This is a genomic window from Fimbriimonadaceae bacterium, assembly GCA_019638775.1.
Taxonomy (GTDB): Bacteria; Armatimonadota; Fimbriimonadia; order Fimbriimonadales; family Fimbriimonadaceae; genus JAHBTD01.
Genome location: JAHBTD010000001.1, coordinates 214,080 through 237,275, shown reverse-complemented (window position 1 = coordinate 237,275; position 23,196 = coordinate 214,080). Strand labels below are relative to the sequence as shown.

27 protein-coding genes and 1 tRNA gene are annotated in these 23,196 nt (G+C 55.5%); 18 read left to right on the top strand and 10 right to left on the bottom strand.

The genetic code is table 11. The features are described 5' to 3' along the window. Positions 1-75 precede the first annotated feature (75 nt). Positions 76-636, bottom strand: a complete 561-nt coding sequence (locus KF784_01110) for an RNA polymerase sigma factor (protein MBX3117636.1) — start codon at positions 634-636, stop codon at positions 76-78. A 220-nt stretch (positions 637-856) separates the two neighbouring features. Between KF784_01110 and KF784_01105 the strand changes: the two genes are divergently transcribed. Then, complete coding sequence (locus tag KF784_01105; protein MBX3117635.1) at positions 857-1,744, top strand: hypothetical protein; 888 nt, start codon at positions 857-859, stop codon at positions 1,742-1,744. Between the two features lie 9 nt (positions 1,745-1,753). Here KF784_01105 and KF784_01100 read toward each other — a convergent pair whose 3' ends face one another. Genes KF784_01100 through KF784_01090 form a run of 3 tightly spaced genes read right to left on the bottom strand, consistent with a single transcriptional unit; the run spans position 1,754 to position 3,736 of the window. Further along, complete coding sequence (locus KF784_01100; protein ID MBX3117634.1) at positions 1,754-2,602, bottom strand: hypothetical protein; 849 nt, start codon at positions 2,600-2,602, stop codon at positions 1,754-1,756. Between the two features lie 34 nt (positions 2,603-2,636). After that, entirely contained in the window at positions 2,637-3,230 is a 594-nt protein-coding gene (locus KF784_01095) for a sigma-70 family RNA polymerase sigma factor (GenBank protein MBX3117633.1), read from the bottom strand. Next, the gene (locus KF784_01090) at positions 3,227-3,736 is read right to left on the bottom strand and encodes a DUF4446 family protein (protein ID MBX3117632.1); all 510 of its coding nucleotides are present in this window, start codon (positions 3,734-3,736) and stop codon (positions 3,227-3,229) included. Before KF784_01090 ends, KF784_01095 begins: the two co-directional genes overlap by 4 nt. A 102-nt stretch (positions 3,737-3,838) precedes the next feature. Here KF784_01090 and lepB point away from each other — a divergent pair, with 102 nt between their 5' ends. After that, on the top strand, positions 3,839-4,390 hold the full coding sequence (lepB, locus tag KF784_01085) for a signal peptidase I (GenBank protein MBX3117631.1): 552 nt from the start codon (positions 3,839-3,841) through the stop codon (positions 4,388-4,390). After that, entirely contained in the window at positions 4,387-4,866 is a 480-nt protein-coding gene (locus tag KF784_01080) for an NUDIX domain-containing protein (GenBank protein MBX3117630.1), read from the top strand. Before lepB ends, KF784_01080 begins: the two co-directional genes overlap by 4 nt. Here KF784_01080 and KF784_01075 read toward each other — a convergent pair. Then, complete coding sequence (locus tag KF784_01075) at positions 4,863-5,054, bottom strand: DUF1289 domain-containing protein (protein MBX3117629.1); 192 nt, start codon at positions 5,052-5,054, stop codon at positions 4,863-4,865. The genes KF784_01080 and KF784_01075 overlap by 4 nt on opposite strands. Positions 5,055-5,218: 164 nt before the next feature. Between KF784_01075 and nusA the strand changes: the two genes are divergently transcribed. From nusA to KF784_01035, 8 genes are all read left to right on the top strand, one after another. Next, a complete protein-coding gene (nusA, locus tag KF784_01070) occupies positions 5,219-6,277 on the top strand; it encodes a transcription termination/antitermination protein NusA (GenBank protein ID MBX3117628.1) in 1,059 nt (352 codons plus the stop codon). A 26-nt stretch (positions 6,278-6,303) separates the two neighbouring features. Continuing rightward, the gene (locus KF784_01065; protein ID MBX3117627.1) at positions 6,304-6,561 is read left to right on the top strand and encodes a YlxR family protein; all 258 of its coding nucleotides are present in this window, start codon (positions 6,304-6,306) and stop codon (positions 6,559-6,561) included. Next, positions 6,546-8,492 carry a translation initiation factor IF-2 gene (gene infB / locus KF784_01060; protein ID MBX3117626.1) on the top strand — a complete coding sequence of 649 codons (1,947 nt, stop codon included), beginning with the start codon at positions 6,546-6,548 and terminating at the stop codon, positions 8,490-8,492. The genes KF784_01065 and infB overlap by 16 nt, the downstream gene beginning before the upstream one ends. A 207-nt stretch (positions 8,493-8,699) precedes the next feature. Beyond that, entirely contained in the window at positions 8,700-9,536 is an 837-nt protein-coding gene (locus tag KF784_01055) for a prepilin-type N-terminal cleavage/methylation domain-containing protein (protein ID MBX3117625.1), read from the top strand. Positions 9,537-9,650: 114 nt separating this feature from the next. Beyond that, positions 9,651-10,106 (top strand): OsmC family protein, encoded by a 456-nt coding sequence (locus KF784_01050; protein MBX3117624.1) that lies wholly within the window; start codon positions 9,651-9,653, stop codon positions 10,104-10,106. 86 nt (positions 10,107-10,192) lie between these two features. After that, entirely contained in the window at positions 10,193-10,984 is a 792-nt protein-coding gene (tpiA, locus tag KF784_01045) for a triose-phosphate isomerase (protein ID MBX3117623.1), read from the top strand. Further along, on the top strand, positions 10,981-11,514 hold the full coding sequence (locus KF784_01040) for an acyl-CoA thioesterase (protein MBX3117622.1): 534 nt from the start codon (positions 10,981-10,983) through the stop codon (positions 11,512-11,514). Before tpiA ends, KF784_01040 begins: the two co-directional genes overlap by 4 nt. 141 nt (positions 11,515-11,655) lie before the next feature. After that, positions 11,656-12,285, top strand: a complete 630-nt coding sequence (locus KF784_01035) for a PEP-CTERM sorting domain-containing protein (GenBank protein ID MBX3117621.1) — start codon at positions 11,656-11,658, stop codon at positions 12,283-12,285. 69 nt (positions 12,286-12,354) lie between these two features. On the opposite strand, the gene KF784_01030 is transcribed toward KF784_01035, so the two are convergent. Next, the gene (locus tag KF784_01030; GenBank protein MBX3117620.1) at positions 12,355-13,215 is read right to left on the bottom strand and encodes an NAD+ synthase; all 861 of its coding nucleotides are present in this window, start codon (positions 13,213-13,215) and stop codon (positions 12,355-12,357) included. Between the two features lie 198 nt (positions 13,216-13,413). On the opposite strand from KF784_01030, the gene KF784_01025 reads away from it, so the two are divergent. The 3 genes from KF784_01025 (at position 13,414) to KF784_01015 (ending at position 16,376) form a co-directional block, all read left to right on the top strand. Then, positions 13,414-13,605 (top strand): hypothetical protein, encoded by a 192-nt coding sequence (locus KF784_01025; GenBank protein ID MBX3117619.1) that lies wholly within the window; start codon positions 13,414-13,416, stop codon positions 13,603-13,605. A 43-nt stretch (positions 13,606-13,648) separates the two neighbouring features. After that, positions 13,649-15,883 carry a penicillin acylase family protein gene (locus KF784_01020; GenBank protein ID MBX3117618.1) on the top strand — a complete coding sequence of 745 codons (2,235 nt, stop codon included), beginning with the start codon at positions 13,649-13,651 and terminating at the stop codon, positions 15,881-15,883. A 416-nt stretch (positions 15,884-16,299) separates the two neighbouring features. After that, positions 16,300-16,376, top strand: a tRNA-Glu gene (locus KF784_01015). 147 nt (positions 16,377-16,523) lie between these two features. On the opposite strand, the gene KF784_01010 is transcribed toward KF784_01015, so the two are convergent. After that, on the bottom strand, positions 16,524-17,609 hold the full coding sequence (locus KF784_01010) for a hypothetical protein (protein ID MBX3117617.1): 1,086 nt from the start codon (positions 17,607-17,609) through the stop codon (positions 16,524-16,526). A 581-nt stretch (positions 17,610-18,190) separates the two neighbouring features. Between KF784_01010 and KF784_01005 the strand changes: the two genes are divergently transcribed. Beyond that, positions 18,191-19,183 (top strand): hypothetical protein, encoded by a 993-nt coding sequence (locus KF784_01005; protein ID MBX3117616.1) that lies wholly within the window; start codon positions 18,191-18,193, stop codon positions 19,181-19,183. Between the two features lie 97 nt (positions 19,184-19,280). On the opposite strand, the gene KF784_01000 is transcribed toward KF784_01005, so the two are convergent. Together KF784_01000 and KF784_00995 are read right to left on the bottom strand one after the other, a co-directional pair. After that, positions 19,281-19,988: a DNA alkylation repair protein gene (locus tag KF784_01000; GenBank protein MBX3117615.1), complete on the bottom strand. Its 708-nt coding sequence runs from the start codon at positions 19,986-19,988 to the stop codon at positions 19,281-19,283. 33 nt (positions 19,989-20,021) lie between these two features. Further along, the gene (locus tag KF784_00995) at positions 20,022-20,507 is read right to left on the bottom strand and encodes a hypothetical protein (GenBank protein MBX3117614.1); all 486 of its coding nucleotides are present in this window, start codon (positions 20,505-20,507) and stop codon (positions 20,022-20,024) included. A 212-nt stretch (positions 20,508-20,719) separates the two neighbouring features. Between KF784_00995 and KF784_00990 the strand changes: the two genes are divergently transcribed. Further along, positions 20,720-21,139 (top strand): hypothetical protein, encoded by a 420-nt coding sequence (locus KF784_00990; GenBank protein MBX3117613.1) that lies wholly within the window; start codon positions 20,720-20,722, stop codon positions 21,137-21,139. Positions 21,140-21,369: 230 nt separating this feature from the next. Here KF784_00990 and KF784_00985 read toward each other — a convergent pair whose 3' ends face one another. Further along, positions 21,370-21,852 (bottom strand): DinB family protein, encoded by a 483-nt coding sequence (locus KF784_00985; protein ID MBX3117612.1) that lies wholly within the window; start codon positions 21,850-21,852, stop codon positions 21,370-21,372. A 170-nt stretch (positions 21,853-22,022) separates the two neighbouring features. Here KF784_00985 and KF784_00980 point away from each other — a divergent pair, with 170 nt between their 5' ends. Next, positions 22,023-22,358, top strand: a complete 336-nt coding sequence (locus KF784_00980; GenBank protein ID MBX3117611.1) for a hypothetical protein — start codon at positions 22,023-22,025, stop codon at positions 22,356-22,358. A 164-nt stretch (positions 22,359-22,522) separates the two neighbouring features. Beyond that, positions 22,523-23,038, top strand: coding sequence for a hypothetical protein (locus KF784_00975; GenBank protein ID MBX3117610.1), 516 nt, complete (start codon positions 22,523-22,525; stop codon positions 23,036-23,038). The last annotated feature ends 158 nt before the right edge of the window (positions 23,039-23,196 follow it).

Here is a 23,196-nt window from a genome sequence, read left to right as displayed (position 1 = left end):
CTCGCCCCGGAATAAGAAAAGGGGTAGGGCCGGTGCTTGGCTCTACCCCCTCTGGTGGGATTCTTTATTGTCGTGTCAGCCTGTGACGAGGCCGAGGTCCTTCTTCAGAAGAGCGCGTGCTCTAAAGAGCCAGCTCTTGATTGTGCCTTCGGGCTTGCGAAGCTCTCGGGCAATTTCGTTGACTTCCATGTGCCTGAAATGGCGCATGTGGATGATCTGCCGGTACCTTTCGGGAAGCCGCCCTATCGCGGCTACGACGGCCCTGTTAGACAGATTTCCCTCGGCGCGCTCCTCGATCGATTCCCCTTGATCTTGAAGCATGTACTCGTGGTCATCCAGCGAATCGCCGCCCTTGCGACGAGAACGAACTGAATCGACACAACAGTTCTGGCATATCCGGAAAAGCCACGGTTTGATCGGGCGCTCCGGGTCGAAACTGGTAATGGCCTTGTACGCTTTTAACAGCGCTTCTTGCACGGCATCCTTAGCGTCGTCGGCGTTACGTAGCATCTTTAGTGAGAGGCTGAATAGCGCAGGACGATACAAGTCTGTGAGCAGTTCGAAGGCGATTCTTTCCCCCTGGCATGCTCGCTGAACCAGGTGTTGCTCCCAAGTAGAGAACTTAGCGTTATGCATTTGATTTAGCCCTCCTTCATTCCCCACCGGAATGCGGAGTTAGCATCATTGTAAGAGAGCTTTTTTGTGGCGGTAGAGGCCTGGGTCTAAACCTGGGGCTATAGCACTGATATGGACCTATTCGCAAAATTTCGGGGTGTCCGAAGTCCCATTTCGTGCGAAAAGTGTCGCATGAAACACAGCCTAACGACGGGGCTCCTACCCTCCGAAAATCACAAGTATGAGAGCACGGACGTTCTTGTACCAATTCATGATCGCCAGTCCGGTGATTATGCTGGCGGCTGTTGGAGTTCAAACAAGGACGTATCACGACGATTTTGAGTTCGCTCGCTATAGCCCACACCTCGAGAAGAAGATTCGTGCATATTCGGGTGTCATGCGGGCCGTAGAGCTGGCGAACGACGCAGAAGGTACCGACAGTCATCCCCGACTTGTGCGCGCCGCAGCAGCGCAGTGGGTCCAAGATTCACGCAGTGGCGAGTTGCAGCCTCTGGAGCCCGAGTTTCTTACCGACGCGATCAACGACGGCGTGAAATCCCAAATCTATTCCGCCTGCATGGGGCTCTGCGCAGATCTCATGGTGAACGCCAGAGAATTGTCGCGGCAGGGCGAATACGATGCCGCAGCGAACGACCTGGTGCTTGCGACTGAAGTTGTTCAGACCTTGAAGTACAGCGACCTGACTTCGGTAGGCGCAATCTCAACGAGGCAGCGAGGAATCTTCCGAATGATCGGAGAATACGCGCCCCATCTTTCGGCTGAAGTTCAAAAAAGCCTCACCGAGCGATTGGCACGGCTTGAGCACAGCGAGAAGCCCGTAGAGCCGATTTTAGAGCGTGCTCGCGGATTGTTCGTAAAAGCGAAGAAGCAGGATGCCGACCGCATCCAGTCCGACAGCTTTGCGAAGCTCGTGCAAGAAGCCGGTCCAACCGATCCGAACGCGATCCGAGTTCTTGCAGAGCCTCCGGTAGATCGCCGAGAAGTACCACGTAACTGGAATTCAAACTGGTCTGAGGGGCACTATGTCGTGATGACGGTCGACCTCCAACGCCAAGTAAATCGCGAGCTGATTCAGCGATTGCAGAATCAACTCGCGAATAAGCGATGAGTTTTTAGCTCAGTCGTTCTTTTCGACCCAAATGAGGCCGTTCGCACGCTCTTCGCACGAGTAGCTCGTGCCCAGCAGCGCCGCCTTTATCACAGCCATGGGGCTCGTCCCCACTTCAAGGTTCCATCGTACGGTGACGCTGGGATCGTTGGTGACGATCACGATTGGCGTATGGAAGTGCGCAGCGACTGCCTTGGCAAAGTCTGCCATCTTTCCTTCGCTTTGCGACACTCTGTCCATGCGTGTTCCCGGTAGAGCGATGATATTGGTCTCGTCGGAACCTTCGGCTTGGATGGTGACGATTGCGGTCTCCTCGTTAGGATTGTTGACCGGCATCTCCAGCTTCTGGTTCGTGACTGTGCGCAAAACCGTTCCGTCTTCGTTAAAGACCGTAACCGACTTGTCGGCGTCTGCCTTGTAGTTGACGATGACGCTGTTGGACGAATCGACGGTAACACTAAACGGTGGCTGTGGCTTTGCCGATGAAATACCAGGGCCTGCCTGAGACTCGATGCTGCCACGATTCAGTTGGCTTACCGCTCCCCAAATCGCCAGCACGGCAATTGCGCTCACGCTAACCGTTTTCAGCCAGAGCATCCAGCTTGGCTTTTGCTTCGCTTGGCTTTCGTGGATGTGATGGTCGAGCTTGCGTGTAATCCGCTCGTGCAGATCGAACTGGGGTTCGGGCACCGGCGCTTGCAGCGCTTCAAGCTGTCGCATCACTTCGACGAACCTGTGATACTCCGACTGGAGTTCAGCATTCGTGCTCAGCGCTCGCTCAAGCTGCTGCTTTAGACCCGCATCGAGCGAGCCTTCAAAATATGAGGAGAAATGCTCCCTAGCCTTTTCAGAATTCATGGAATCACCAATAAGTACAGCTCTTTTGACTTGACTATGCTTGGAACAGTTCCAAATTTCCCTCTAAAATCTCTCGCATGGTTAAACGGGCCCTATTTAGCCTGCTTTTGACGGTCCCAATCGGTAGGTCTAACGCCTGAGCAATCTCTTCATAAGAAAGGCTTTCTCCGTGATACATGACGATCATCGCGCGTTGGTATTCCGGTAATTGCGAAACCGCATCCTGCATCACCCTCTCACGTTCGCTGCGCTCGGCAAGCTCTCCGGGTGTTTCGGCATCATCCTCGATCTGCCGTTCAACCTCTCCCTCCTCTGTCGTGAGCGTGTTCTCCAAGCTCACCGTCTGGCGGTTTTTCTCTTTTTTGCGTAGGTCCAGAAAACAGTTTGTGATGATCCGGTAAAGCCAGGTTGTAAAAGCGCTCTGCCCCTTGAAGTTCGGAAGGGCGTTGTAGACGCGGACAAAGGCGTCGGCAACGATGTCCGCGGCCTCTTCCGGGTTGGTCGTAAGGCGGTACGCGTACTGATATGCCCGCTTCTCGTGGCGGTAGATCAGGTCGTCCAGCGCATTGCGGTCTCCCCGTTGTGCTCGCTCGATAAGAAGGCTATCGTCTACAGTTCCAGAACTCATGGTGTGATAACGGGCCTGGGGTTGCGATCTTCGGCATCGTGAATCGCGCGGACTTCCTCCTGTGAAAGATTCCTGTCGGACCGCCCGCTAATGAGCGGTTTACAGTACACACGGCAATCTGTTCTACCAACGAGGCTATTGATAATGGCTCCATTTCCTTGATCGTCGTATATCGCCAAACAAAAACTCTGAGAGCCACCCACATCTTCAAACGCATCGTAGCGAACCAGTCCCGTGTACCGCTTCGCCGACATCATCTTGTCTTCTAACGTGGATATACGCTGTTGAGACTCTCGCAGTTGCTCTTCGAGTTCGAGGCGCTCGCGAAGATGGTCGTAAAGGACGGCCTCAAGGTTCTTCCCCGACTGCCCTTCAAGCAGGGCGTTCCACTTCGTTCGCATGCGTCGGTTCTCCTGCGCCGTCCTCCAACTCCACACAAATTGCAGAATTGCCAGTACGGACAGGATCAAAATGATAACCGCCGATTGTTGTTCAAGAGTGCGCAAAAGGTTTTCCATACCAAGCCTTGCGGAGGACCGAAATGTGCCAATAGAGTATAGCGGAGATCGCCGCCCAGCAACCTTACGGTGGCATAATGGCAAGTTGAGATGAACCCAAAACCCCGCAAAAGAATGTTTACTGGATTTGGCGTCGTTTTGTTAGGCATTCTTGCACTGGCGATTTTTTGGCGCCAGAACTTCCAAACCGTCGTGGTTTCGGGTCCATCGATGGAGATCACCTACACAAGCGGCGATAAGTTGCTGGCCTGCAGAGCCTATTGGCTGATCGGTGCCATTGGACGGAAAGACATCGTGGTCGTCAGGACGGGCGACAATGCTTACATTATTAAGCGCGTAAAGGGATTGCCGGGCGACCGGATTGACCTCCTGAATGCCCCGAAGGATTGGCCGATCTCGAAAGGCGACTTTATCGTCCCCGAGGGCAAGCTTTACATCCTTGGCGACAACACCACGATGTCCGAAGACAGCCGTGCTTTCGGGCCAGTAGATTCCAGCGACGTCCTCGGCAAGATCGTCACGCTCGACCCGAACGTGATGCCTATCGTCATGGGATCGGTCGGCGGTTTCTGCCTGGTCGGCATTATCATTGGATTTATTCTGGCGATGCGCGAACGTCGAACAGGTGTTGCCGAGGCGTGAAGCGCTTTCCGCCCGCTAAATACGGCCGCCAATCCATGCAGTTTTATCCAGCGCCCTACCGGGCGCCGTTGAGGGCATTTGCCGCGCTTGTCTTTGCCTGGAAGGACGAGACGGTGTTGATCTGCGACATCATCGAGCGCGGATGGAGCATCCCATCCGGTCGAGTCGAGCCCAACGAATCATCGCGTGAAGCCGCCATCCGGGAAGCCAAAGAGGAAGCCGGGGCCATCATCGACAATTTGCAGTACATCGGATGCTACGAGATCAAGGAGCGCGGGGAGGTTCGGTGGGCCGATTGCTATGCCGCAACGGTTGATGCACTGGTCGAGATCGGGGCCGTCGCCGAATCCAGAGCAAGACAGTTTGTCGAAATCGAGCAACTGCCGGATGTTTACCATTGGTGGAACGAGCTTTCGCTCCAAGTCTTCCAGCACTCTAAGGCGATCATCGACCGGCTAAACCGCACTGAAGCTTAAGACTTCTCCCACTTGTCTAACCCCTTTTTGAGCCTTAAAAGAACGGCTTCTTTCTCTTCTTCCGTCATCGACGGCCACGCCGTAATCTCCTCAATCGACCTTTTGCATCCGCAGCATACGCCCTTCGCATCAAGCACGCAAATACCGACGCATGGCGAAGGAAGTAAGGACATTTGAACTCGAAACATCGGAAGGAATTCAGGACGAACGATCAAGGCGATTGGTCGCAAAAATCCCGAAAGTCCGCCTCGAAAAGGCGCCTTTCATGCTATACTTTGGCATAACAATTTGGTCTGCCCAACTGGTGGCCAGCGAGCCGCCTTTTTTTATTTGGCCCAGACGGAGAAAGCCTATGGATATCTTGCAACAGTTGAATCAAATCGCAACCGAACGAGACATCCCCCTCGAAGATCTCTTGCACGAGATTGAGGAGTCCCTTGCAGTCGCGTACCGAAAATTCGTCGGTGCAACTGGAGAAGTCACGGTTAAGCTAGACCCCAAAAAGGGCATGACGGCTTTCATTGAAAAGGAAGTGGTCGGTGAGGTTTTGGAAGCATCGATCCAAATGAGCCTCGTCGATGCACGTCGCAAAAAGCCAGATGCCGAAGTCGGCGATTTCATTGCCGTCGAAGTTGATCCGAACCGGTTCGGAAGAATCGCCGCGTCAACGTTTAAGCAGGTGCTGAACCAGAAGCTGCGTGAGGCCGAGCACAGACAGATCAACGAGGTCTTCCATGAGAAGATCGGCGACGTGATGACCGGCAACGTCAAACGAAAGGACGACCACGCCGTCTACATCGAGATTAACAACGTCGAAGTCGAACTGCCGCGCCGAGAGCAAGTGCCAACCGAGCCTTACCGCTCGAATGACCGCATGCGCTTCTATGTGCTGCGGGTCGATGACACGCAGCGCAGATTGAAAGTTATCGTCAGTCGCACGCACCCGAACTTGCTGCGAAAGCTGTTCGACCTGGAAGTTCCGGAGATCGAAGAGGGTGTCGTTCTGATTAAGAGCGTTGCTCGCGAGCCGGGACAGCGGAGCAAGGTGGCGGTTGTGAGCACAGACGAGCGCGTCGATGCAGTTGGCGCGTGCGTTGGCCCGCGCGGTGCGCGTGTTCAAGCGATCGTCGACGAACTCTACGACGAGAAGATTGACATTGTGCCTTACAGCGAAGATGCGGAGACGTACATCACGAACGCACTCAGCCCCGCAAAGGTGAACTCACTGACGCTCGACGAAGCCGAAAGAAGTGCTTTTGTCGTCGTGCCGGACACGCAGCTGTCGTTGGCTATCGGCAAAGGCGGACAGAACGTTCGGCTTGCCGCACGACTCACAGAATGGAAGATTGATATCCGCAGCGAGACTCAAGTCGCGTCAGGAGAGAAAAAGCGAGAGAGTCCACGAGCTTAAGCTCGGCTCATGGACCAGGAGCGCTGATGCCGATTCGCACTTGCGTCGGATGTAGAGGCAAGTTTGAACAGGCGACCTTGTTTCGGATCGTGAAAGGCGAAGACGCAACGATTCGGTTGGCAGAGCAGGGATCGCACTTTGGTAGAAGCGCCTATGTGTGCAAGAGCATGTCTTGCGTAGAAGCGGCCCTGCGCAAAGATGCCTTGGCAAGAACGCTTAAGTCGTTAGTAACGGCTCAAGCAAAAGAAGAGCTGGAAGAGATTTTGATATGCAAACTCAGGTAAAGAAAGACGGAATGCAGGTCACCATTGCCGAACTGGCAAAAGCGGCCGGCCTTAAACCAGGCCAGGTCTATGGCGCGCTAAGCGATCTTGGCGTGACCCACGATGGCGTGGTTTTGGAGGCAGAAGCCGACGAAATCGAGCTGATCAAGGAGGCCGTCAATGAGCTTCCTAAGGACTCGCCGCTAGTTCTCCAGCCAAACCGCACACCCCGAGACATCGCAAACGCCCTCGGAGTACCCCAACAAGAGGTTCAAAAGACTTTGATGATCAAGCTCAAGGTCATGGCAACCTTGACAACGAACCTCAAGCCCGACGACGCAGAAAGGCTCGCAAAAGAGTTCGGATGCGAAATCGTTTGGGGAGACGGCCCCAAGCCAAAGCCAGCGGCTAAGCCGGCAGCAGCCGCCAAGAAATCGGGTGGACTGCAGCACCGACCGCCGGTTGTCACGATCATGGGCCACGTCGATCACGGCAAGACCTCTCTGCTCGACTACATCCGTAAGGCGAAGGTTGCCGACAAGGAGCACGGCGGCATCACCCAGCACATCGGCGCTTATCAGGTCGAACTGCCAGAAGGCAAAATCACTTTCCTCGATACTCCCGGTCACGCCGCTTTCACAGCGATGAGGGCTCGAGGAGCCCAAGTCACCGACATCGCGATCCTTGTCGTTGCTGCCGATGACGGCATCATGCCGCAAACGATTGAGGCGATCAACCACATCAAAAACTCCGGCGTTCCGATGATTGTCGCCGTTAACAAGATCGACCGACCCGAGGCCAATCCTGACCGTGTGACGATGCAGCTCACCGAACACGAGGTCGTACCCGAGGCGTTTGGTGGTCAGATCCCCGTTTGCCCAGTTTCTGCGATCACCGGACAAGGCGTACCCGAACTCCTCGAAATCATTCTTCTTCAAGCCGGCGTGATGAACTTACAGGCTGACCCGAAGGGCGATCTCGAAGCCGTTGTCGTCGAGGCAAAGCTTGAAAAAGGCCGCGGCCCTGTTGCCACACTCCTCGTTCAGAACGGAACGCTAAAGATCGGTGACAATGTCGTCGTCGGCAACACCCACGGACGCATGAAGGCGATGACGGATTATATGGGCAACCGTATCCAGGAAGCGGGTCCGTCAGTGCCGGTTGAGATCCTTGGTCTCAACGATGTGCCTGCAGCTGGCGACCATATACTCGTTTGCGACGATGAGCGAAAAGCCCGAGAAATTGCTGAAGAGCGCGCCGACGCCGCGCATGTGAAGTCTTTGCAGGCTCCATCGCGTGGCCTTACCCTTCAGAACCTAAAATCCCGTCTCACCGAAGGCGAGGGCAAGGACCTTAACCTCATTGTCAAAGCGGACGTCCAAGGTTCGGTTGAAGCGGTTAAGGGTCTCATCGAGCAGATTGAGAACGATGAAGTTAGCGTCAAAGTGATCCACTCGGCTGTTGGCGGAATTACTGAAAGCGACGTACTCCTCGCCAGCGCGGCAAGTGCGATCGTCGTCGGATTTAACGTCAAGCCTGAAGGCAATGCAACCCACGAAGCAGAGCGTAAGGGCGTCGAAATCCGCACCTATCGCATCATCTACGAACTGATCGAAGATATCGAAAAAGCTGTTAAGGGCATGCTCGAACCGAAGTTCGAGGAGCAGCATCTCGGCACCGTCGAAGTTCGCGTTCGGTTCCAGTTCGGACGAAAGGGAATCATTGCCGGATGCTTTGTCACAGAAGGCAAGGTCGTTCGAAACGCACTCTGCCGCGTCACTCGGAACAGGGAAGAGGTCTTTGCTGGCAAAATCGGCTCGCTAAAGCACTTCAAAGAAGACGTTCGAGAGATGACGATGGGCCAAGAGTGCGGAATCACCTTCGACGATTGGGAAGCCTTCAAGGAAGGCGATGTCGTCGAAGTTTACGAAATGGTCCAAGTGAACGATTAAGAAGATAGCCAATCTCTTAATCGTCACCCAAAATCTTCTTAATCTTTTGAGCTCGCGCTCTTTAAGCCTCTTCGCCAAACGGCAGGAGGCATTGTTTATTCCTGTAACCAATTCCTCACAATTGGCTCAAGCGTTGCGTCATTGAGGGTTCGATAGTTAGGGCTCTCATATTTGTTAACGTTCTTAACAATTAAGGGAGCTATTAATTTGAAGCGAGCATTTACACTCATCGAACTACTCGTCGTCATTGCGATTATCGCAATTCTTGCCGCCATCCTATTTCCCGTCTTTGCCCAGGCGAAGCTGACCGCAAAGAAGACTAAAGGGCTTTCTCAGGTGAAGCAGATCGGCACTGCAACTCAGATCTATCTCGTCGATTTCGACGATGTCTACTTCCCGTATCGCGTCAACGGTACCAATCCGGACTATGTGAAGACGACCAACCAGATGGGCGCTGCCTTTGCCGACTCGGTGTTTGGGACCAACTCGCGAACGCGCATCTTCTTCAATCAACTGCTTGAGCCGTACGTAAAAAATAATGAGCTTTGGAAGGCCCCGACCAACGCGATTGCTTGGGTTGGCTACGACCCGACGGGCAACTCCACAGACACCCCGGCCTTTCGCAGTTATGGAGGACAAAACTCTTACGGCGTAAACAATTATATGTTTACTCCGGTAGGTGAGCCGCCCTCCTCAACCGTGATAGAGGACGTTTCGAACACGGTTATGTTGGTTGACGCAAGCTACTATAACGTTCTCCCGCGAAACCCATGCCAACTTATCGGTCAACAGTTCGACCCAACGACGAGCACTTACCCCTTCTACTGGAAAAGTCTGGGCAACTCCACCTACTTCCGACCGGGCGGACCCCCCTCCGATGCTGAGGCCGAGAGACTCATTCAGCAGCGCTACAGTGGTCAGCTAAACGTCGTCCGTGCCGACACGAGCACGAAGACAACCGACTGGAAGAAGGTTGTCAACGATGCGCCGCGAACGGGCTACACACAGTCCATGTGGGACCCGTACAAGGCTGGCTGCAACTAAGTAGTTCTCAGCTGTCCTGGCATAAACCCCCTGAACTCAAAGTTCAGGGGGTTTTGTGCGTCTGAAGGTCGGGCTGAGACTTGCGTCCGTCATCCTCGCCGGTAAACTCTTTGCATGGCTCACATACACGAGTATCCCGTCGCTGTAAATTGGACGGGTGGCCGAGACGGAGAGGGCTCCGTCAAGGGCGGCAATAGCGGTGTCTCCAATCCGATCAGCGTTCCTGCAGAGTTTCAAGGTCCGGGCAAAGGAACCAACCCCGAAGAGCTGCTGTGCAGCGCCGTCGCGGCGTGCTACACCATGACGTTCGGAATTATCGCCGGAAACCGAAAGCTTCCTGTTAAGGGCTTGGAAGCAAACGCCGTTGGCGAAGTCGAACAGGCTGGAATGCAGTTCACCTACAAAAAGATCACGATCCGCCCCACCATCACGCTGGAAGCTTCGGCAACAGATGCCGATCATGCCATGGCTGAGGATATGGCGCACAAGGCCGACGCCTACTGCATCATCACAAACGCAGTTCGCGGAAAGGTTGAAATCGTGGTTGAGCCCACGATCGTGCGATCTTAGCGAACTGTTCAGGATAACGAGCGCGTACCATAAGGAAGGAGATTCACGCGTAAAAGCGGAATCAAGGATACGTCCACGGGAGTTCCATGCGAAGAAAGCTCATTGCCGGTAACTGGAAGATGAATATGACCATCGCCGAGGGGTGCGCGGCGGTTGAGGCGTTCATCGAAGCCGTCGAGCTTAAGCATATGGTCGACGTTGTGATCTGTCCACCTTTCACGTCCTTGCATAGCATTTATCAGTTGATCCGCCGAACGCATGTCGAGCTCGGCGCCCAAGATGTTTTCTGGATGGAGAAGGGTGCATTTACCGGGCAGGTCAGCGCTTTTCACATAGCCGATGCGGGGGCAAAGTACTGTATCGTTGGGCACAGCGAGACGCGCGGTAAGTTCGGAAAAGTGGAGGTTTCGGAAGAAACGCTGCCCTTTTTCTCAGAAACGGATCACACCGTCAACCTCAAAATTCGCACGCTGCTCTATCACAACATTGCCCCGATCCTTTGCGTAGGAGAGACGCTCGCCGAACGTGAGGCTGGCTCGACCGATCACGTCGTTCAACAACAATTGACGGGTGCGCTGGAAAACATCGAACCCGCCGAGCTGATGACATTGAGCGTGGCTTACGAGCCAGTTTGGGCGATTGGCACCGGCAAAACCTGCGACTCCGCCGAGGCCGATAGAGTTTGTGGAATGATCCGCGAACGCCTTGATAATCTTCTCGGAGAGCAACTCTCCAGCGGTATTCGAGTTCTTTATGGAGGCAGTGTAAAAGCCTCAAATGCCCGGGAACTGTTTGCCCAGCCAAACATTGACGGTGGCCTGGTCGGCGGGGCCAGCCTCGATCCCGAAGAGTTTAGCCAGATTGTGAAGTACGCATGACCTCCAAGAGAGCCTCCGAAACCAGGGTCAGCACGGCCCAAATCATGCAGCCCAACGACGCCAACTTTCATGGCTACGTGTTTGGTGGCGTGATCCTTTCGATGATCGACTTGACGTCTTACGCCGTCTCAGGGAGATTCGCCGAGAAGCTGACCGTAACGGCAAGTTTCGACCGTGTGGATTTTCACGAACCGATTGAGGTTGGGGAGTTGGTCGAAGTGGTGGGTTACGTCACGTACGTTGGGCGCACATCAATGGAAATCACTCTGGAAATCTACGCCGATAACGTGCTTAAAGGCAACCGAAGACATACCAATACGGCCCGGGTCACAATGGTCGCCATAGAAGACGGCAAACCGGTTGAGGTTCCACGCCTCATATGTGAGAGTCGTGAAGATAAAATCCGCTTTATTCAAGGCCGACTTCGCCGCGAAGTGCGCAAGCTTCACATACAAGAGTTGCACAAAAGATTTGCCGAAGTTGAGAGTGCAACGGATGAAGAACTCGACGCACTCATCGCCCAAGACTAATTCTCCCAGCATTATTACGAGCAGTTCCAATTTTTGCAGTTAATTGGTTGAAAAGTTATCTGTTTTGGATTATGCTAACTTTGTGCCGCAGGCTTGAACGTCCTTGGTTTCAGCTGAGCGGTTAATTTGGAGGAGGATTTTATGCGAATTCGTACATTTACGATTCTCGGTCTCGCTTTCTTTGCGCTTCCTGGCGCTCACGCGGCCATTGCTTTCAACAATTTTGGAGCTGGCGATTCTTTCAATACAGGTTCTGGTGGAACGATTGGTGGATCGTCTAGCCAAGTCGGCTACATTATCCAGGGCAACGGCTTTAACTCTCTTGCAACCGGTCAGATTTCGACCATCACACTCGGCTACGGTCACGTGACTGGAACAAACTCGACGACCTTCCGATTATTCGGAGGAACCGCAGGAAGTGTTGGCTCATTTATCACATCCTGGACAGTAACGAACAGCCCAGCCTTTGGTTCGGGTGGCCTTGTCGTCATCAACAACACGGACGCACTTGCCACGCTGAATTCGGGCACGGACTACTGGCTGATCGCCGAAGCCGCATCAGACGCTTGGCAGGCTTGGAATAATAATAACATCGGCGATGTTGGACCGCACGCGGTCAGCAACGACGGTGGTGCCACCTACGGCATCGGGAACGGAAGCCGCAACGTATTCCGCGTTGAAGTAGAGCCGGTTCCTGAGCCCGCTTCGATGGCAGTTCTTGGCATCGGTGCGCTCGCGCTGATCCGACGACGACGAAGCCGCAAGGCGTAAGGCAACTCCGTAGTTGGTCAGACTGGCCAGCAATTAGGGGCTTGAATCACATGTGATTCAAGCCCCTTTTCAGTAATCGACGGGCCGCAGGTAGTACTCGCCGATCGCGCTGTTGCTCAGCATCGCCACAGTCGGCAACCGACGCTTCCAGTGCGTCGATTGAACCTTTCGGAATGCAAGCCTCACGTCGCTTTCAGGAAATCCCATCGCGATCAGCTTCTGCTCCGAATAGTTCAGCGTGAGGTAGTAGAGGATCCGATCTGCCTGCGCATAGCTCATCCCAAAGTCGCTTTCGTCAGTTTGCCCTTTCACCAAGTCGGCGGTGGGCGCTTTTTTCACGATGACCTCGGGAACGCCCAGCGCCTCTGCGATCTGCCAAACCTGACTCTTGAACAAGTCTCCAAGCGGATTGATCGGAGGAGCGTCGTCGGCATGCCAGGTGTAGTATCCAAAGAGCCGCTCCGTTTTATTGCCCGTGCCGATAGGCAGCGCTTTGAGCTCCGCAGATTGATCGAACAGGACGATCATCCGCGACCGTGCACACACATTTCCTATCCGGGTGGCATCGGCGTCGGCCTGGAACTGAAGGTAGCCATCAACCATCGCCGTGATGTCGATGGTCTGCGAGGGCAGCCCCAGATCGTCAATGATGAGTTGAGCGTGATCTAGAGACTCGCTAGACGAAATCTTGTAGGGCATCCGAATCACGTGCGTGTTCTCCGGCCCAAACGCTTTCGCGCACAGATAAGTCGTCACGGCAGAGTCAACGCCCCCCGACAGCCCGATCACCGCTTTTGAGATGCGTCGCCGCCGAATGCACTCGTCCTGCAGAAACTTCACCAGCCAATGAATGACCAAGTCAGGATTTATACGAAGATTCGCGTCGTCCGTAGGGTCAAACGGCTTGCCGCGATAGACCGGGATGGGCATGACTTTAGCCTACCCGCAGGGTCATTGTGCTTACAGTTTAGGCTAAAAAGTCCTGGAAGTCGTCTTACAACCGGGGACCAAGGTCCTCACTTCGGAAGTCGCCCCAGCCATTCGCCGATAACTGCTGTAAAGTGGATTATCCTTAAGTCGGGGGTCTGATTCACGAGGCGGACCCACGTCCCGGATAGAGGTGAAACGATGTCGGGAAGTCTGAAACTAGGTTTGATTCTGGTCTTTGGAGCCATCGCCGCAGTTCTGGTGATCAATATTGCTCGGAGCTTAATGGGGCTGGTCTTGCCCATCGCGATCGTTGGCGGAGTCGGTCTGATTCTCTACTCACTCATCAGTCGAAAAGCCCTCGGTGGAAGCGGCAGAAACTACTTGCCGTAGGACCGAAAAGGAACACCCAACAGTTTTGTAGAACGTGTAGCTAATGCTGCACGTTCTTTTTGCTTTTGTCCTGGCACAATCCGCCGCTCAGGACGCCCCCCAAATTGCCCGCGACAACTACGGTGTCCCCCACATCTCCGCGAGCGGCCTCGACGACGCGTTTTTTCAGGCTGGCTATGCCGTTGCCGAAGATCGTCTGTGGCAGATGGAGAACAGCCGGCGCCTCGCTCGGGGAAAGATGTCCGAAGTTTTCGGCTCTCGGTTTCTACCCTCCGACCGCGAAATCCTAAAAACGGGCTATTCCGAGCAGCAACTCACGCAGCAGCTGCAACTCCTTGGCTCAGAGGGGCAAGCAGCTTTTGCCGCCTATGCCCGAGGGGTGAATGCCTACATCGCCACAGCAAAGCAGGCAGGAAAACTCCCGAAAGGGTACGCCGACAACGGCTTTCAGCCTGAGCCTTGGACCCCGACCGACTCCGCCGCGATCTGTATCCGCCTCTTTCAACAGTTCGGCAGGTTTGGAGCAGGCGAGATTCGCGGTCTGGCGATGAGCATCTACATGCAAGGGCAGCCATGCAAGGCCAAGTATCTCGACGTCCTCGACGACTTTATGTGGCAGAACGATCCTGGTGCACCCACCACGATCGCCGCCGGTGAGGGCGGAAACGCGCGCCCAGCCCTTGCCAGCTTTACCCGGCAGGACACCGAGCGCCAGCTTGCAGCAATGCCCAAAGTAAGCCTCTTTGAGCTTCTACCCGGCTTCCGGCTGGAAAGCCGCGAGTCCTCCATGCTTGCCGCCGAGGAGCGCGGCGTACCATTCAAGATGGGGAGCTACGCGGTTGCCGTAGACAAGAGCCGATCGGCCTCCGGGAATGCTCTGCTCCTGTCGGCTCCGCAGATGGGTTTCACTGATCCGTCCATCGTCCACGAAATGTCGATCTCGACCCCCCAATTCAGTGTCGCGGGAATGGACGTTCCCGGCGTCCCTGGAGTCGTGATCGGATACACACCGAACGTGGCTTGGGGGCTCACGAGCGGGGTTGCGGACACCGATGATCTGGTTGTCCTGAACCGCCCCGACACCGACAAATACCTCTACGGCGGCACGCCAATGCCAATCCAAAAGATTGAGCGCGAGCTGAAAGTAAAGGGAGGCAGCGCCGAAACGGTCATCCAAGAGATGAGTCACCTGGGGCCGGTCATCCTGGATAGCCGAGGCACGAAGACGGCTTTCGTACGTCAAAGCGCCGCGTGGATGAAAGAGCTCAAATCGCTGGACGCCGTCTTCGGCGTTTACCGTGCAAAATCATCCGCCGACATGAACACAGCCTTGGCCCATGCAACCGTCAACTTCAACTGTCTCTTCGCCTTTAGCTCGGGTGACATCGGCTACCGCTACGTCGGACTCGTGCCCATTCGCGCCGCAGGAATCGACCCCCGCTTCCCAACGCCCGGCGACCCCAAGTACGACTGGAAGGGGATGGTCCCGTTTTCCCAGATGCCCCACGTAGACAATCCCAAGTCCGGCCTCCTCTACAACTGGAACAACAAGCCCGCCGACTGGTGGCCCAATCTCGACACCCCGGTTTGGGGACGGATCTTCCGAGTTTGGGAGCTTGCCGGAGCGCTGAACAAGCCCAAGCTCGGCAGGGAAGATGTGGAGATGGCGGCTTGGACCATCGCCCGCCGACACTCCGACGAGAAGCTGCTCCTCCCCTTCATCAAGAACGCACTCAAAGGAGCGATCTTTGACGGGGTGAATGCGCAGACAGCGGCCCAACTGATGAACTGGGACGGGTGGGCATTGCAAGACTCGGTCGGGGCAACCATCTTTACCAACCTCATCGCCGCTCTTCGCGTTGAACTCTTCGCCCCCCACGTCGGCACCATGATCCAACCCGACCTCTTTGCCCAAGCCATCCAGCCAAGCCTCATCCTCAACGCCCTAGAAGGCAAGACGAAGTACTCGTTTTTGGGTGGGCGTAAAGCGTCGGAGGTCGTCGTCGCGGCGCTCAAGCGCACCAGCGAAAGCCTGATCAATGCCCGTGGAGAGGCCGTAGCGGCGTGGGGATACAAGCCCGCGACAATCGTGTACAGCGGCGAGCCGGAGGTCCCCTATCGCGAACGTGGCACGTATATCCAGATCATCGAGATGGCTACCACCCCCTACGGCAGGAACGTTCTGCCCCCCGGAGTCGCCGAAACAGGCCCCCACAGCCGTGACCAAATCCCACTCTCCCGGGCATGGACATTCAAGCCGATGAAGCTGAAATCGTAGACAGGGAACCTCTCCGTTGGTTCCGCTATGAAGCGATCTAGAGCGCTGAGCTTTTTGGGAGTGCGCGAATTCATTCGCGCTTTTCCCTGCGCTATACCTCGGGCGGACGGGAACCGCTCTGTCGGTTCCGCGATGAAGTGATTTAGAGCGCTGAGCTTTTTGGGAGTGCGAGAATTTATTCGCGCTTTTCCCTGCGCTATACCTCGGGCGGGCGGGAACTGCTCCGTCGGTTCCGCCAGGACTGAACCTCAGTTCAGCTTGACGGAGACCGAATTAACCGTCCACGCCTCCCATCCGGCAAAAGGCCGTAGAACCCATCCCTTACCGCTCCAACCGCACACCCGCCTGATAGACCCAACTCACGACCCAGGGGATAGACAAATCAGGCGGGTTCGGGTATCTTTTTGACCCTGCGTGCTCCGGTCGTCTAGCGGTTCAGGACATCGCCCTCTCACGGCGAAGATCGCGGGTTCGAATCCCGTCCGGAGTACCAACAAAACAGGAGAACTTGCCGAAGGTAGGTTCTCCTGTTTTGGTTTTCGCATGCAAGATTCGAACGTTCGAATCTTGAGACGGAGTCGAAATCCCGTCGTTGGGAAACAAACGCAGTGAGCCGGGGCCGTCCGGAGTCCCACTTCATTTAGGGCTGAAACGGCTTAAACTCTGATCCATCAAGTTTAAAAACACCCGCGCTGTCCGTTCCTAGCCAGATGTCGCCATTGTTGTCTTTATAGACTGTGATTAGCCATGAACTGCCTGTCTTGACAGGAAAGTGCTTAAGAGATCGTCCATCAAACCTCCAGACTCCAGAGCCGTTGCTCGACATCCACAGGTTCTGTTGATCATCTCTCGTCATGGACTCAAAGAAGATCGGATCATATCCGGATTTGCTAGCCGTGTGGCTGATTCCATCTTCCCTGGTGTAGTCAATGACATTGCTTTTTCCGCTTCGCATGCCAGCACTCATGGCGTACCGGAAGCGATTGCTACATATCCAGAACTTCCCGGACTTGTCTTCACCAATCGTCCTGATTCCAAACGATCCGCCGCCTTCGATTTCGGAGAGGTGACGTTCATAAATCCAGGTTAGAGATTTGCCGTCGTATCGGCAGGCACCGAGATTAGCAGTGCCGAACCACACGTTCCCTTTGGTATCTTTGTATATTGTGTAGATCGAATAGGGGCTAGCGGCTGGATACGGTGTCTCTTTAGTGATCTGATCCTCAAGATAGTGCTTGGGGAACTTGAGAAGGTAAAGGGTTTTGCCATCGTAGCGGAAAGGACCCGGCTCGTTGGATGCGCCTTTGAACCACAAGTCGTCTGAATGCAGTCTCCATCCTTTATCGGTCTTAACAACGTTTAACGTTGTGAATGTTCGCCCATCGAACTTGCAGATCCCATCCAAAGTAGAGATGAAGATATTGCCAGATTTGTCTTCCTTTATCTCTCGAATTCGGTTGTTGGGCAATCCGTCTTTGGTTGAAAACTGGGTGATCGCCTTGCCGTCGTAGCGGTATACACCTTGGCCATCACTGCCAAACCAATAGTTGTTCTTCTTGTCTTGATAGATAACCCAGACGTTTTTCCCGACGTCAGCAACGGCCTCGCCAATCACTGCCGTAGTTGTTGCTTTGGTTAATGGACTTACTGGCGCGGGAATGCTAGGAGTTAGGGATACCAGCGTGAGGAAAATGACTCCCGAGAACAAAGTTGATGCAAGATTCATTGGCCTCATTCTCAACCACACGTCGTGATCCAAAGTTCCTTGCATATCGCATCTGTGGAGTTCACGCTAACTCTGCTCCAGGAGTGCTGACTTTGAAGGGCGATGAATAATTAATAACTCTCATTTCGCTCAGTTCGATGTACCAAAGAGGCAGGACGGCTTGCCAAAGGCAGGTCCTCCCGATTTGGCTTCTGCACGGTGGATTTGCACGGCCGAATCTAGCGCGGAGGGACATTCCTCCGAAGGGCAATGAAGCATAGCAGACCCCGCTGAACGCAGTGAAGGAAATGAGCGTAGCGAATCGGGGTGAATCGGGTCCGCCTGCTCCGCCGAAGGGTAACGAACGCAGTGAGTCGGGGTCTGGAGTACCATCTGCACCTCAAGGTTCACTCGACTGTGACAGTTTGCCTATGCCAGTTTCGAGTCCGATTAACTCTCCCCGGCTATGACCTGCCAAAGCCTTGAGCGTCGCCTATACAAAAGGGAATGTGTGCAGCCTTTCCCTGCCAACTGCACCAGCACAGCAGGCTTCCGGGTAGATTGCGGGAAAGCCAGTCATTCCGTCCACGAGGGTCCATAACATGACGACACACTCCGCCAATCGCAGCCCGCAAGTGCACTCCGCCGTGCACATCCGCGCCCTATTTGCAACGGCTCTCGCCGTTCTCTTGCTCGCCGTACCCCTTTCAAGCGTCAGCACGGCCCTGCAGACGCCCGGATCGTCGCCGCAGACCGACGACTTGCGAGCGCTCGACGGAGAATGGGTCTATGTAGAAGACCGTACAGAGGGGCGTTCCCTTGAGCAACTGACCCCACCCATGGGATCGAAGTTTGTATTCCGTGTTGAAGAGAATGCGATCGTTCTGGTAAGCGGGCACGGCGGCGCGCGCCGCGAAGTACAGGTCTCGCTGGACGGTACAGAAATCGATGTGCCAAGTACACTTGAAGGAACGATAGCGCGCTACCGCGGCGCTTGGAAAGACGGTGCGTTTTCATACGAGATCGGCTTCGTGCGCACTCCCGGCGGCACACCTGAGGGATTGATTCGAAGGGAGTTCCGAATGACGAAGGACGGGCTGATCGTCCGCTCCAACCTTGGTTCGCCTAAGGAGTATTCGTCGGTTGGGCTCTACCAACACCCCCAGGACATCCCGATGCCCACGCCGGCAAAAGCCGTGATCGGCGATTTGGGATGGCTTTCGGGGGCGTGGGTCGGTACGCGGGGAACCGGCGGCGCGATCTCGTTCGAAGAGCGATGGAGCCCGCCGAAGGGAGGCGCGATGCTTGCCACGTCGCGAACGGTATCGCGCGACAGGATGTCCGCGTTCGAATTCCTACGCATCGTCGAGCGCGACGGCGGACTGGTCTACATCGCACAGCCGAACGGCTCACCCCCGACCGAGTTCGTTCTGACCGAACTGAGCGGCAAGCGTGCGGTATTCGACAACCCGCGCCACGACTATCCCAAGCGCATCGTGTACGAACTTTCAGCTGAGGGTGTCCTGACCGCTACGATCGGCTTCACCAAAGGCGGCAGTCCCCGTCGCTTCGAGTTCAAGCGCGAAAGCGATTAAACGGAGCTTCCTAATTCATCCACGGAGTTTCTCGGCAATGTAGCGATCCTGCCGCAAGGGAAATGTACTCAACGTAATCGGAACCATCCGCCCACCCTCAGCACCTCGCCGACTTGCGCTTTTTGCCGACCCTCCCCTTGTCAGCGACCTTACGGATGTAGTCCGGCGCGAACGGAACCTTGCACGACGTATTGCCCATATCCACGCTCACAGCTCCGATCTCCTCGCCCGCTCGCAGGGCCTCATCCGTAAGCTCGCTCACATAGCTCCCCAGCGCGATCACGAAGCCGTTCATCTTGTAGCGCACTCGGTTGGACGCGGTGTGGATGGTGCCCTTCACCCGCTCCAGCAGACTCCTTAGCGCCGGAATGTCCAGTTCGGCGTCGTCCTTCACCGCTACCACGCTCGACAGGGTCCCCCATCCCACCACTGCCGCCTTTTCATCCGAAGAGTCGATCCACTCCAGCGCGAGGTCCCAGCCGTGCGGACCGTCTGCCGCCACCCAGGCAACCGCAAACTCGGCAACCGTGTCGCTGGTTGCTTTGTCGAGCCAGTTGCGCAGGTCGTCCTTGGTCATCTTGGATTCGTCGGCGATGAGTCCAGCCAGGTACATGGCGTCGTAGATGCCGGTGTCGAAGAGGTCGAGCGCGAGCTGATAGTCCTTTTTGATCGCCTTCTCGTACTTCTTGAGCTCCTCCACCTTCACGCCGAAGAGCGGCCCGGTGATGCCGTGGTTGCGCAGGATACGGCGGTAGCCCTCGGTTCCAAGCGGCTCGATCTCTGAGATAATTTGCTGTGCTGTCATGGGTGTTTCCCCATTTTAGGCTCAGTTGGAGTTCTATGCAAGCTCGCTCTGGATAAATCGGCTGTCGAACGGCCTAAGCTTTCGAGTCGAAGGATTAAGGACAAGATCGACGATCGCGTTCTCGCCAGAGGAAGCATCCAGCACGAAAACGCATCCCGCCTCGACGACCGGACGGCAGCAAGCAAGCAAAAAGCGGAGAACAGCGCGACTTGTTTCCAAGTCTGCTTGCTCGGAGAGAACGATGATCCTCGCATAGCGAAGCCCACCCATGTTGAAAGTACCCTCGGCATCCTCGCCAGGAAGGCATATGCCCGTTCCCAGAGACGCCACGATCGATTGAACTTGGTCGTTCGACAGCGTGTCGAGCAAGTCTTCACTGTATGCAAAAGAGCCATTGATCGGCAACACCGCCTGAGTCATCCGGTCTCTGCCCTCCCGAACTGCATCGCTCAGGACCTTCGAGCATACGATGATCAGCTCTGTTTGGGAAGGGTCCTTGATGACACAGTCATGGAGCATTCTGAGAATGTACCTATCGCAAGCGATATATGCCCTTAAGCCGTTGCTATCTTTCTCCAGTAGAATGAATCAAGAGGCTTCCTATGATTCGGCTTTTGCTTGCAACCGCCCTAATCGTGCTCGTGCTGCCATCTTGCACGAGCATGAGTGCCCGGCCACACTTCGCTATCACGGGCTTAAAGACGAGCCCTTTATCCGGGGTAGAGGGAGTTATGGTTTCGGTGGAGGGTGAGAAGGCAAGCTCAACAGGCCAGGTACGTGGAAGTGGGAAGCGCTCGTTGCTCACGCTCATTTTTATGACTCCTGGAGCAACAGGAAATGGCTCAGAGAGCAGTACTGACAGCGGTGGTTTGGTGGCGAAATTCAGGCTGTCGAATGGGCTTCCACCGAACAAAGTCGACGCGGCAGCCGAATGGGACAAGAAGGCCGATGTGGTTGCGATTGAAGGGAAGAAATACGATCGCGCCAACGGAACGCTCTTTGTGATAGTGAAGTCACCCGGTTCTGCCGCGAAAGTCTGGCAGTTGAACCCTCCAGAAGGAATAACCGAGGAGAAGAAGCTGCTGGTATATGCGAAGGAAGAACTGAAGGACAACAGCGCAGTTCAGTCGGCGTCGTTGGATGCGAAATAGCGAAACGGCATAGAAGTGACTTCAATCACACTCCGTGCAAATTTCCTCCCCCTTGATGGGGGAGGCTGTGAGCGAAGCGAACTGGGAGAGGGTGACAAAGTCGGAGGACTCGCGCTTTTCGAGACGGACTCTAAATGCCGTCGAACGCTGTTTAGGGCTAGCGGAAGCGGTGAAACCGGGGCGATGTCAGTGCAAGAAAGCCCACTCTTGAATCAGTACGCCCACCCCCCTCACACATAAACTTCCTGATCGTCCCAGCAGGTCTGCAGATAGTCGATCTGCCCGGTATGGAGCGTAGCATGCCACCCCGGCAGCTGCATCAAGAACGTCATGGGCATGGACCACCCCAGCCCGGAATCCAGCGACATTGCCACATCTTCGGGCGTTAGAGAATCCAAAGCCGCCATGACCTCGTCGGTGCCCTTTCGGAAGATGGCTTCAATCTCCGCTCTGCTCGTGATCGCCTCTTCCTCGGCGTTCCGTTCCGCAATCCAAGCCTCCAGACTGTCCATCTTCGGCAGGCCCTTTTCACGGATCATGTGGGCGAACCTTCCCGCATAAAGGGCGGTGTGTGCGGCTATCCGAAGAGCGCTCTTGGCGGTTGGCGTAGGGGTCCAGTCCAGCTTGTCGTCGGGCACATGCGAGAAGTTTCTCAGGAACATTTCCATCCCTTGCACAGCGCTCTCTTTGCATGAATTCACGAGGTCTTCCATCTGTCCGTCCGTTGTCCTTGGGTGTCGGCCCGCTCTCTTGCGGCAAAGTGTACTGCCGAACGGCGCGGCAAGCGCGACCGGGAAAATTCTTTTAGCAATCTGTCGAATCTCAGCCGTCTTGTTCGGCTATAGATAAAGGCGGAGCTGCGGCCCGCCCGTAAGGAGAGATCATGAAATATCTGGTAGCCATTCACCACCCCGACGACTACGATCCCACAACAGAGGACCAGGCCATGCACCGCGCCATCGACGAGCTGAACGATGAGATGGTTGCGGCAGGGGTCCGGCTCTTTGTCGGCGGCCTGCACCTGGCAAGCAAGGCGAAGTCGCTGCGTGCGCAGCCCGGGGGCAAGGTCGTCGTCACCGACGGCCCCTACCTAGAGACCAAGGAGCACATCGGCGGCTTCTGGGTGCTGGAAGCCGCGAGTATGGAAGAGGCGCTGGAATGGGGCCGCAAAGCCGTGATCGCCTGCCGAGCTCCGGTCGAAGTACGGCAGTTTCACTAAGGGAGGACCAGCGGAATAAGCTAAGACCTACTATCGCCTTGGCTTATTCCCATCAAGAGCTCGCCATAAGGCACATTCCACCCCAGCAAACAAATCGTACGAGACACAATCTCCAAAGTCCCTCAGCGCTCTTCCTCCCGCCCCCAATGCCCCATAATTCCCGAGTGCCCTTCACCCCCGTCCCCAACTTTTGCGAAGAGAACGTTTGGCGGCATTTCCAAGCTCCCAGCGGCAACCCGCGATGGGTGGTTTTTGTCGCCTCAACCGAAGGCGGATGCACCATGCACGCTCAAATCTCGCAGACAGGCGGACCGGAGCCGGTGATCTGGGACTACCACGTCGTCGCCCTAGAGCAGACCCCCGACGGGTTCACCGTTTGGGACCCCGATTGCACCGAAGGCTATCCCCTCCCCAGATCGCGCTGGACCGAAGCCAACTTCCCAACAGCCGATCCATCCGTCCGATTCCGAGTGATCGAGGCCGACGCCTACCTGCAGAACTTCAAGTCCGACCGCCGCCACATGATCAGCGGCATCACGCCCCCATGGCCCAAGATCTCGCAGGACGAGAACAATCTGGACGAGTACAAATCGGTAACACCCGGCCCGCCCGGTGAAGTGCTGGACCTCGGCGAATGGCGGAAGTTCGGGCATCCGTTCAAACCTTCTCCCCTCCGTTAGCTCCAATCTTGTTTGTCACCTCCACGCGCCAACTATTGCGTTATAATCGCACTTAGGCGCGGCCCACGCCTCCCCCCTCCGACCGGGAAAGTGTCACTCACGCAGGGCATCAAAATCGTCGAACCGACTGTTCGAGCGCGAAGCAAAAGGAGGGACTG

Bases quoted from the DNA above. Each gene is read 5' to 3' on its own strand.
- KF784_00980 (MBX3117611.1), top strand. From the start codon at position 22,023: ATGAAATATCTGGTAGCCATTCACCACCCCGACGACTACGATCCCACA.
- KF784_01065 (MBX3117627.1), top strand. From the start codon at position 6,304: ATGCCGATTCGCACTTGCGTCGGATGTAGAGGCAAGTTTGAACAGGCG.
- KF784_01035 (MBX3117621.1), top strand. From the start codon at position 11,656: ATGCGAATTCGTACATTTACGATTCTCGGTCTCGCTTTCTTTGCGCTT.
- tpiA (MBX3117623.1), top strand. From the start codon at position 10,193: ATGCGAAGAAAGCTCATTGCCGGTAACTGGAAGATGAATATGACCATC.
- KF784_01005 (MBX3117616.1), top strand. From the start codon at position 18,191: ATGACGACACACTCCGCCAATCGCAGCCCGCAAGTGCACTCCGCCGTG.
- KF784_01025 (MBX3117619.1), top strand. From the start codon at position 13,414: ATGTCGGGAAGTCTGAAACTAGGTTTGATTCTGGTCTTTGGAGCCATC.
- KF784_01030 (MBX3117620.1), bottom strand. From the start codon at position 13,215: ATGCCCATCCCGGTCTATCGCGGCAAGCCGTTTGACCCTACGGACGAC.
- KF784_01020 (MBX3117618.1), top strand. From the start codon at position 13,649: ATGCTGCACGTTCTTTTTGCTTTTGTCCTGGCACAATCCGCCGCTCAG.
- lepB (MBX3117631.1), top strand. From the start codon at position 3,839: ATGAACCCAAAACCCCGCAAAAGAATGTTTACTGGATTTGGCGTCGTT.
- KF784_01050 (MBX3117624.1), top strand. From the start codon at position 9,651: ATGGCTCACATACACGAGTATCCCGTCGCTGTAAATTGGACGGGTGGC.
- KF784_01040 (MBX3117622.1), top strand. From the start codon at position 10,981: ATGACCTCCAAGAGAGCCTCCGAAACCAGGGTCAGCACGGCCCAAATC.
- KF784_01000 (MBX3117615.1), bottom strand. From the start codon at position 19,988: ATGACAGCACAGCAAATTATCTCAGAGATCGAGCCGCTTGGAACCGAG.
- KF784_00985 (MBX3117612.1), bottom strand. From the start codon at position 21,852: ATGGAAGACCTCGTGAATTCATGCAAAGAGAGCGCTGTGCAAGGGATG.
- KF784_01075 (MBX3117629.1), bottom strand. From the start codon at position 5,054: ATGTTTCGAGTTCAAATGTCCTTACTTCCTTCGCCATGCGTCGGTATT.
- KF784_01010 (MBX3117617.1), bottom strand. From the start codon at position 17,609: ATGAATCTTGCATCAACTTTGTTCTCGGGAGTCATTTTCCTCACGCTG.
- nusA (MBX3117628.1), top strand. From the start codon at position 5,219: ATGGATATCTTGCAACAGTTGAATCAAATCGCAACCGAACGAGACATC.
- KF784_01100 (MBX3117634.1), bottom strand. From the start codon at position 2,602: ATGAATTCTGAAAAGGCTAGGGAGCATTTCTCCTCATATTTTGAAGGC.
- KF784_01110 (MBX3117636.1), bottom strand. From the start codon at position 636: ATGCATAACGCTAAGTTCTCTACTTGGGAGCAACACCTGGTTCAGCGA.
- KF784_00990 (MBX3117613.1), top strand. From the start codon at position 20,720: ATGGTTTCGGTGGAGGGTGAGAAGGCAAGCTCAACAGGCCAGGTACGT.
- infB (MBX3117626.1), top strand. From the start codon at position 6,546: ATGCAAACTCAGGTAAAGAAAGACGGAATGCAGGTCACCATTGCCGAA.
- KF784_00995 (MBX3117614.1), bottom strand. From the start codon at position 20,507: ATGCTCCATGACTGTGTCATCAAGGACCCTTCCCAAACAGAGCTGATC.
- KF784_01105 (MBX3117635.1), top strand. From the start codon at position 857: ATGAGAGCACGGACGTTCTTGTACCAATTCATGATCGCCAGTCCGGTG.
- KF784_01095 (MBX3117633.1), bottom strand. From the start codon at position 3,230: ATGAGTTCTGGAACTGTAGACGATAGCCTTCTTATCGAGCGAGCACAA.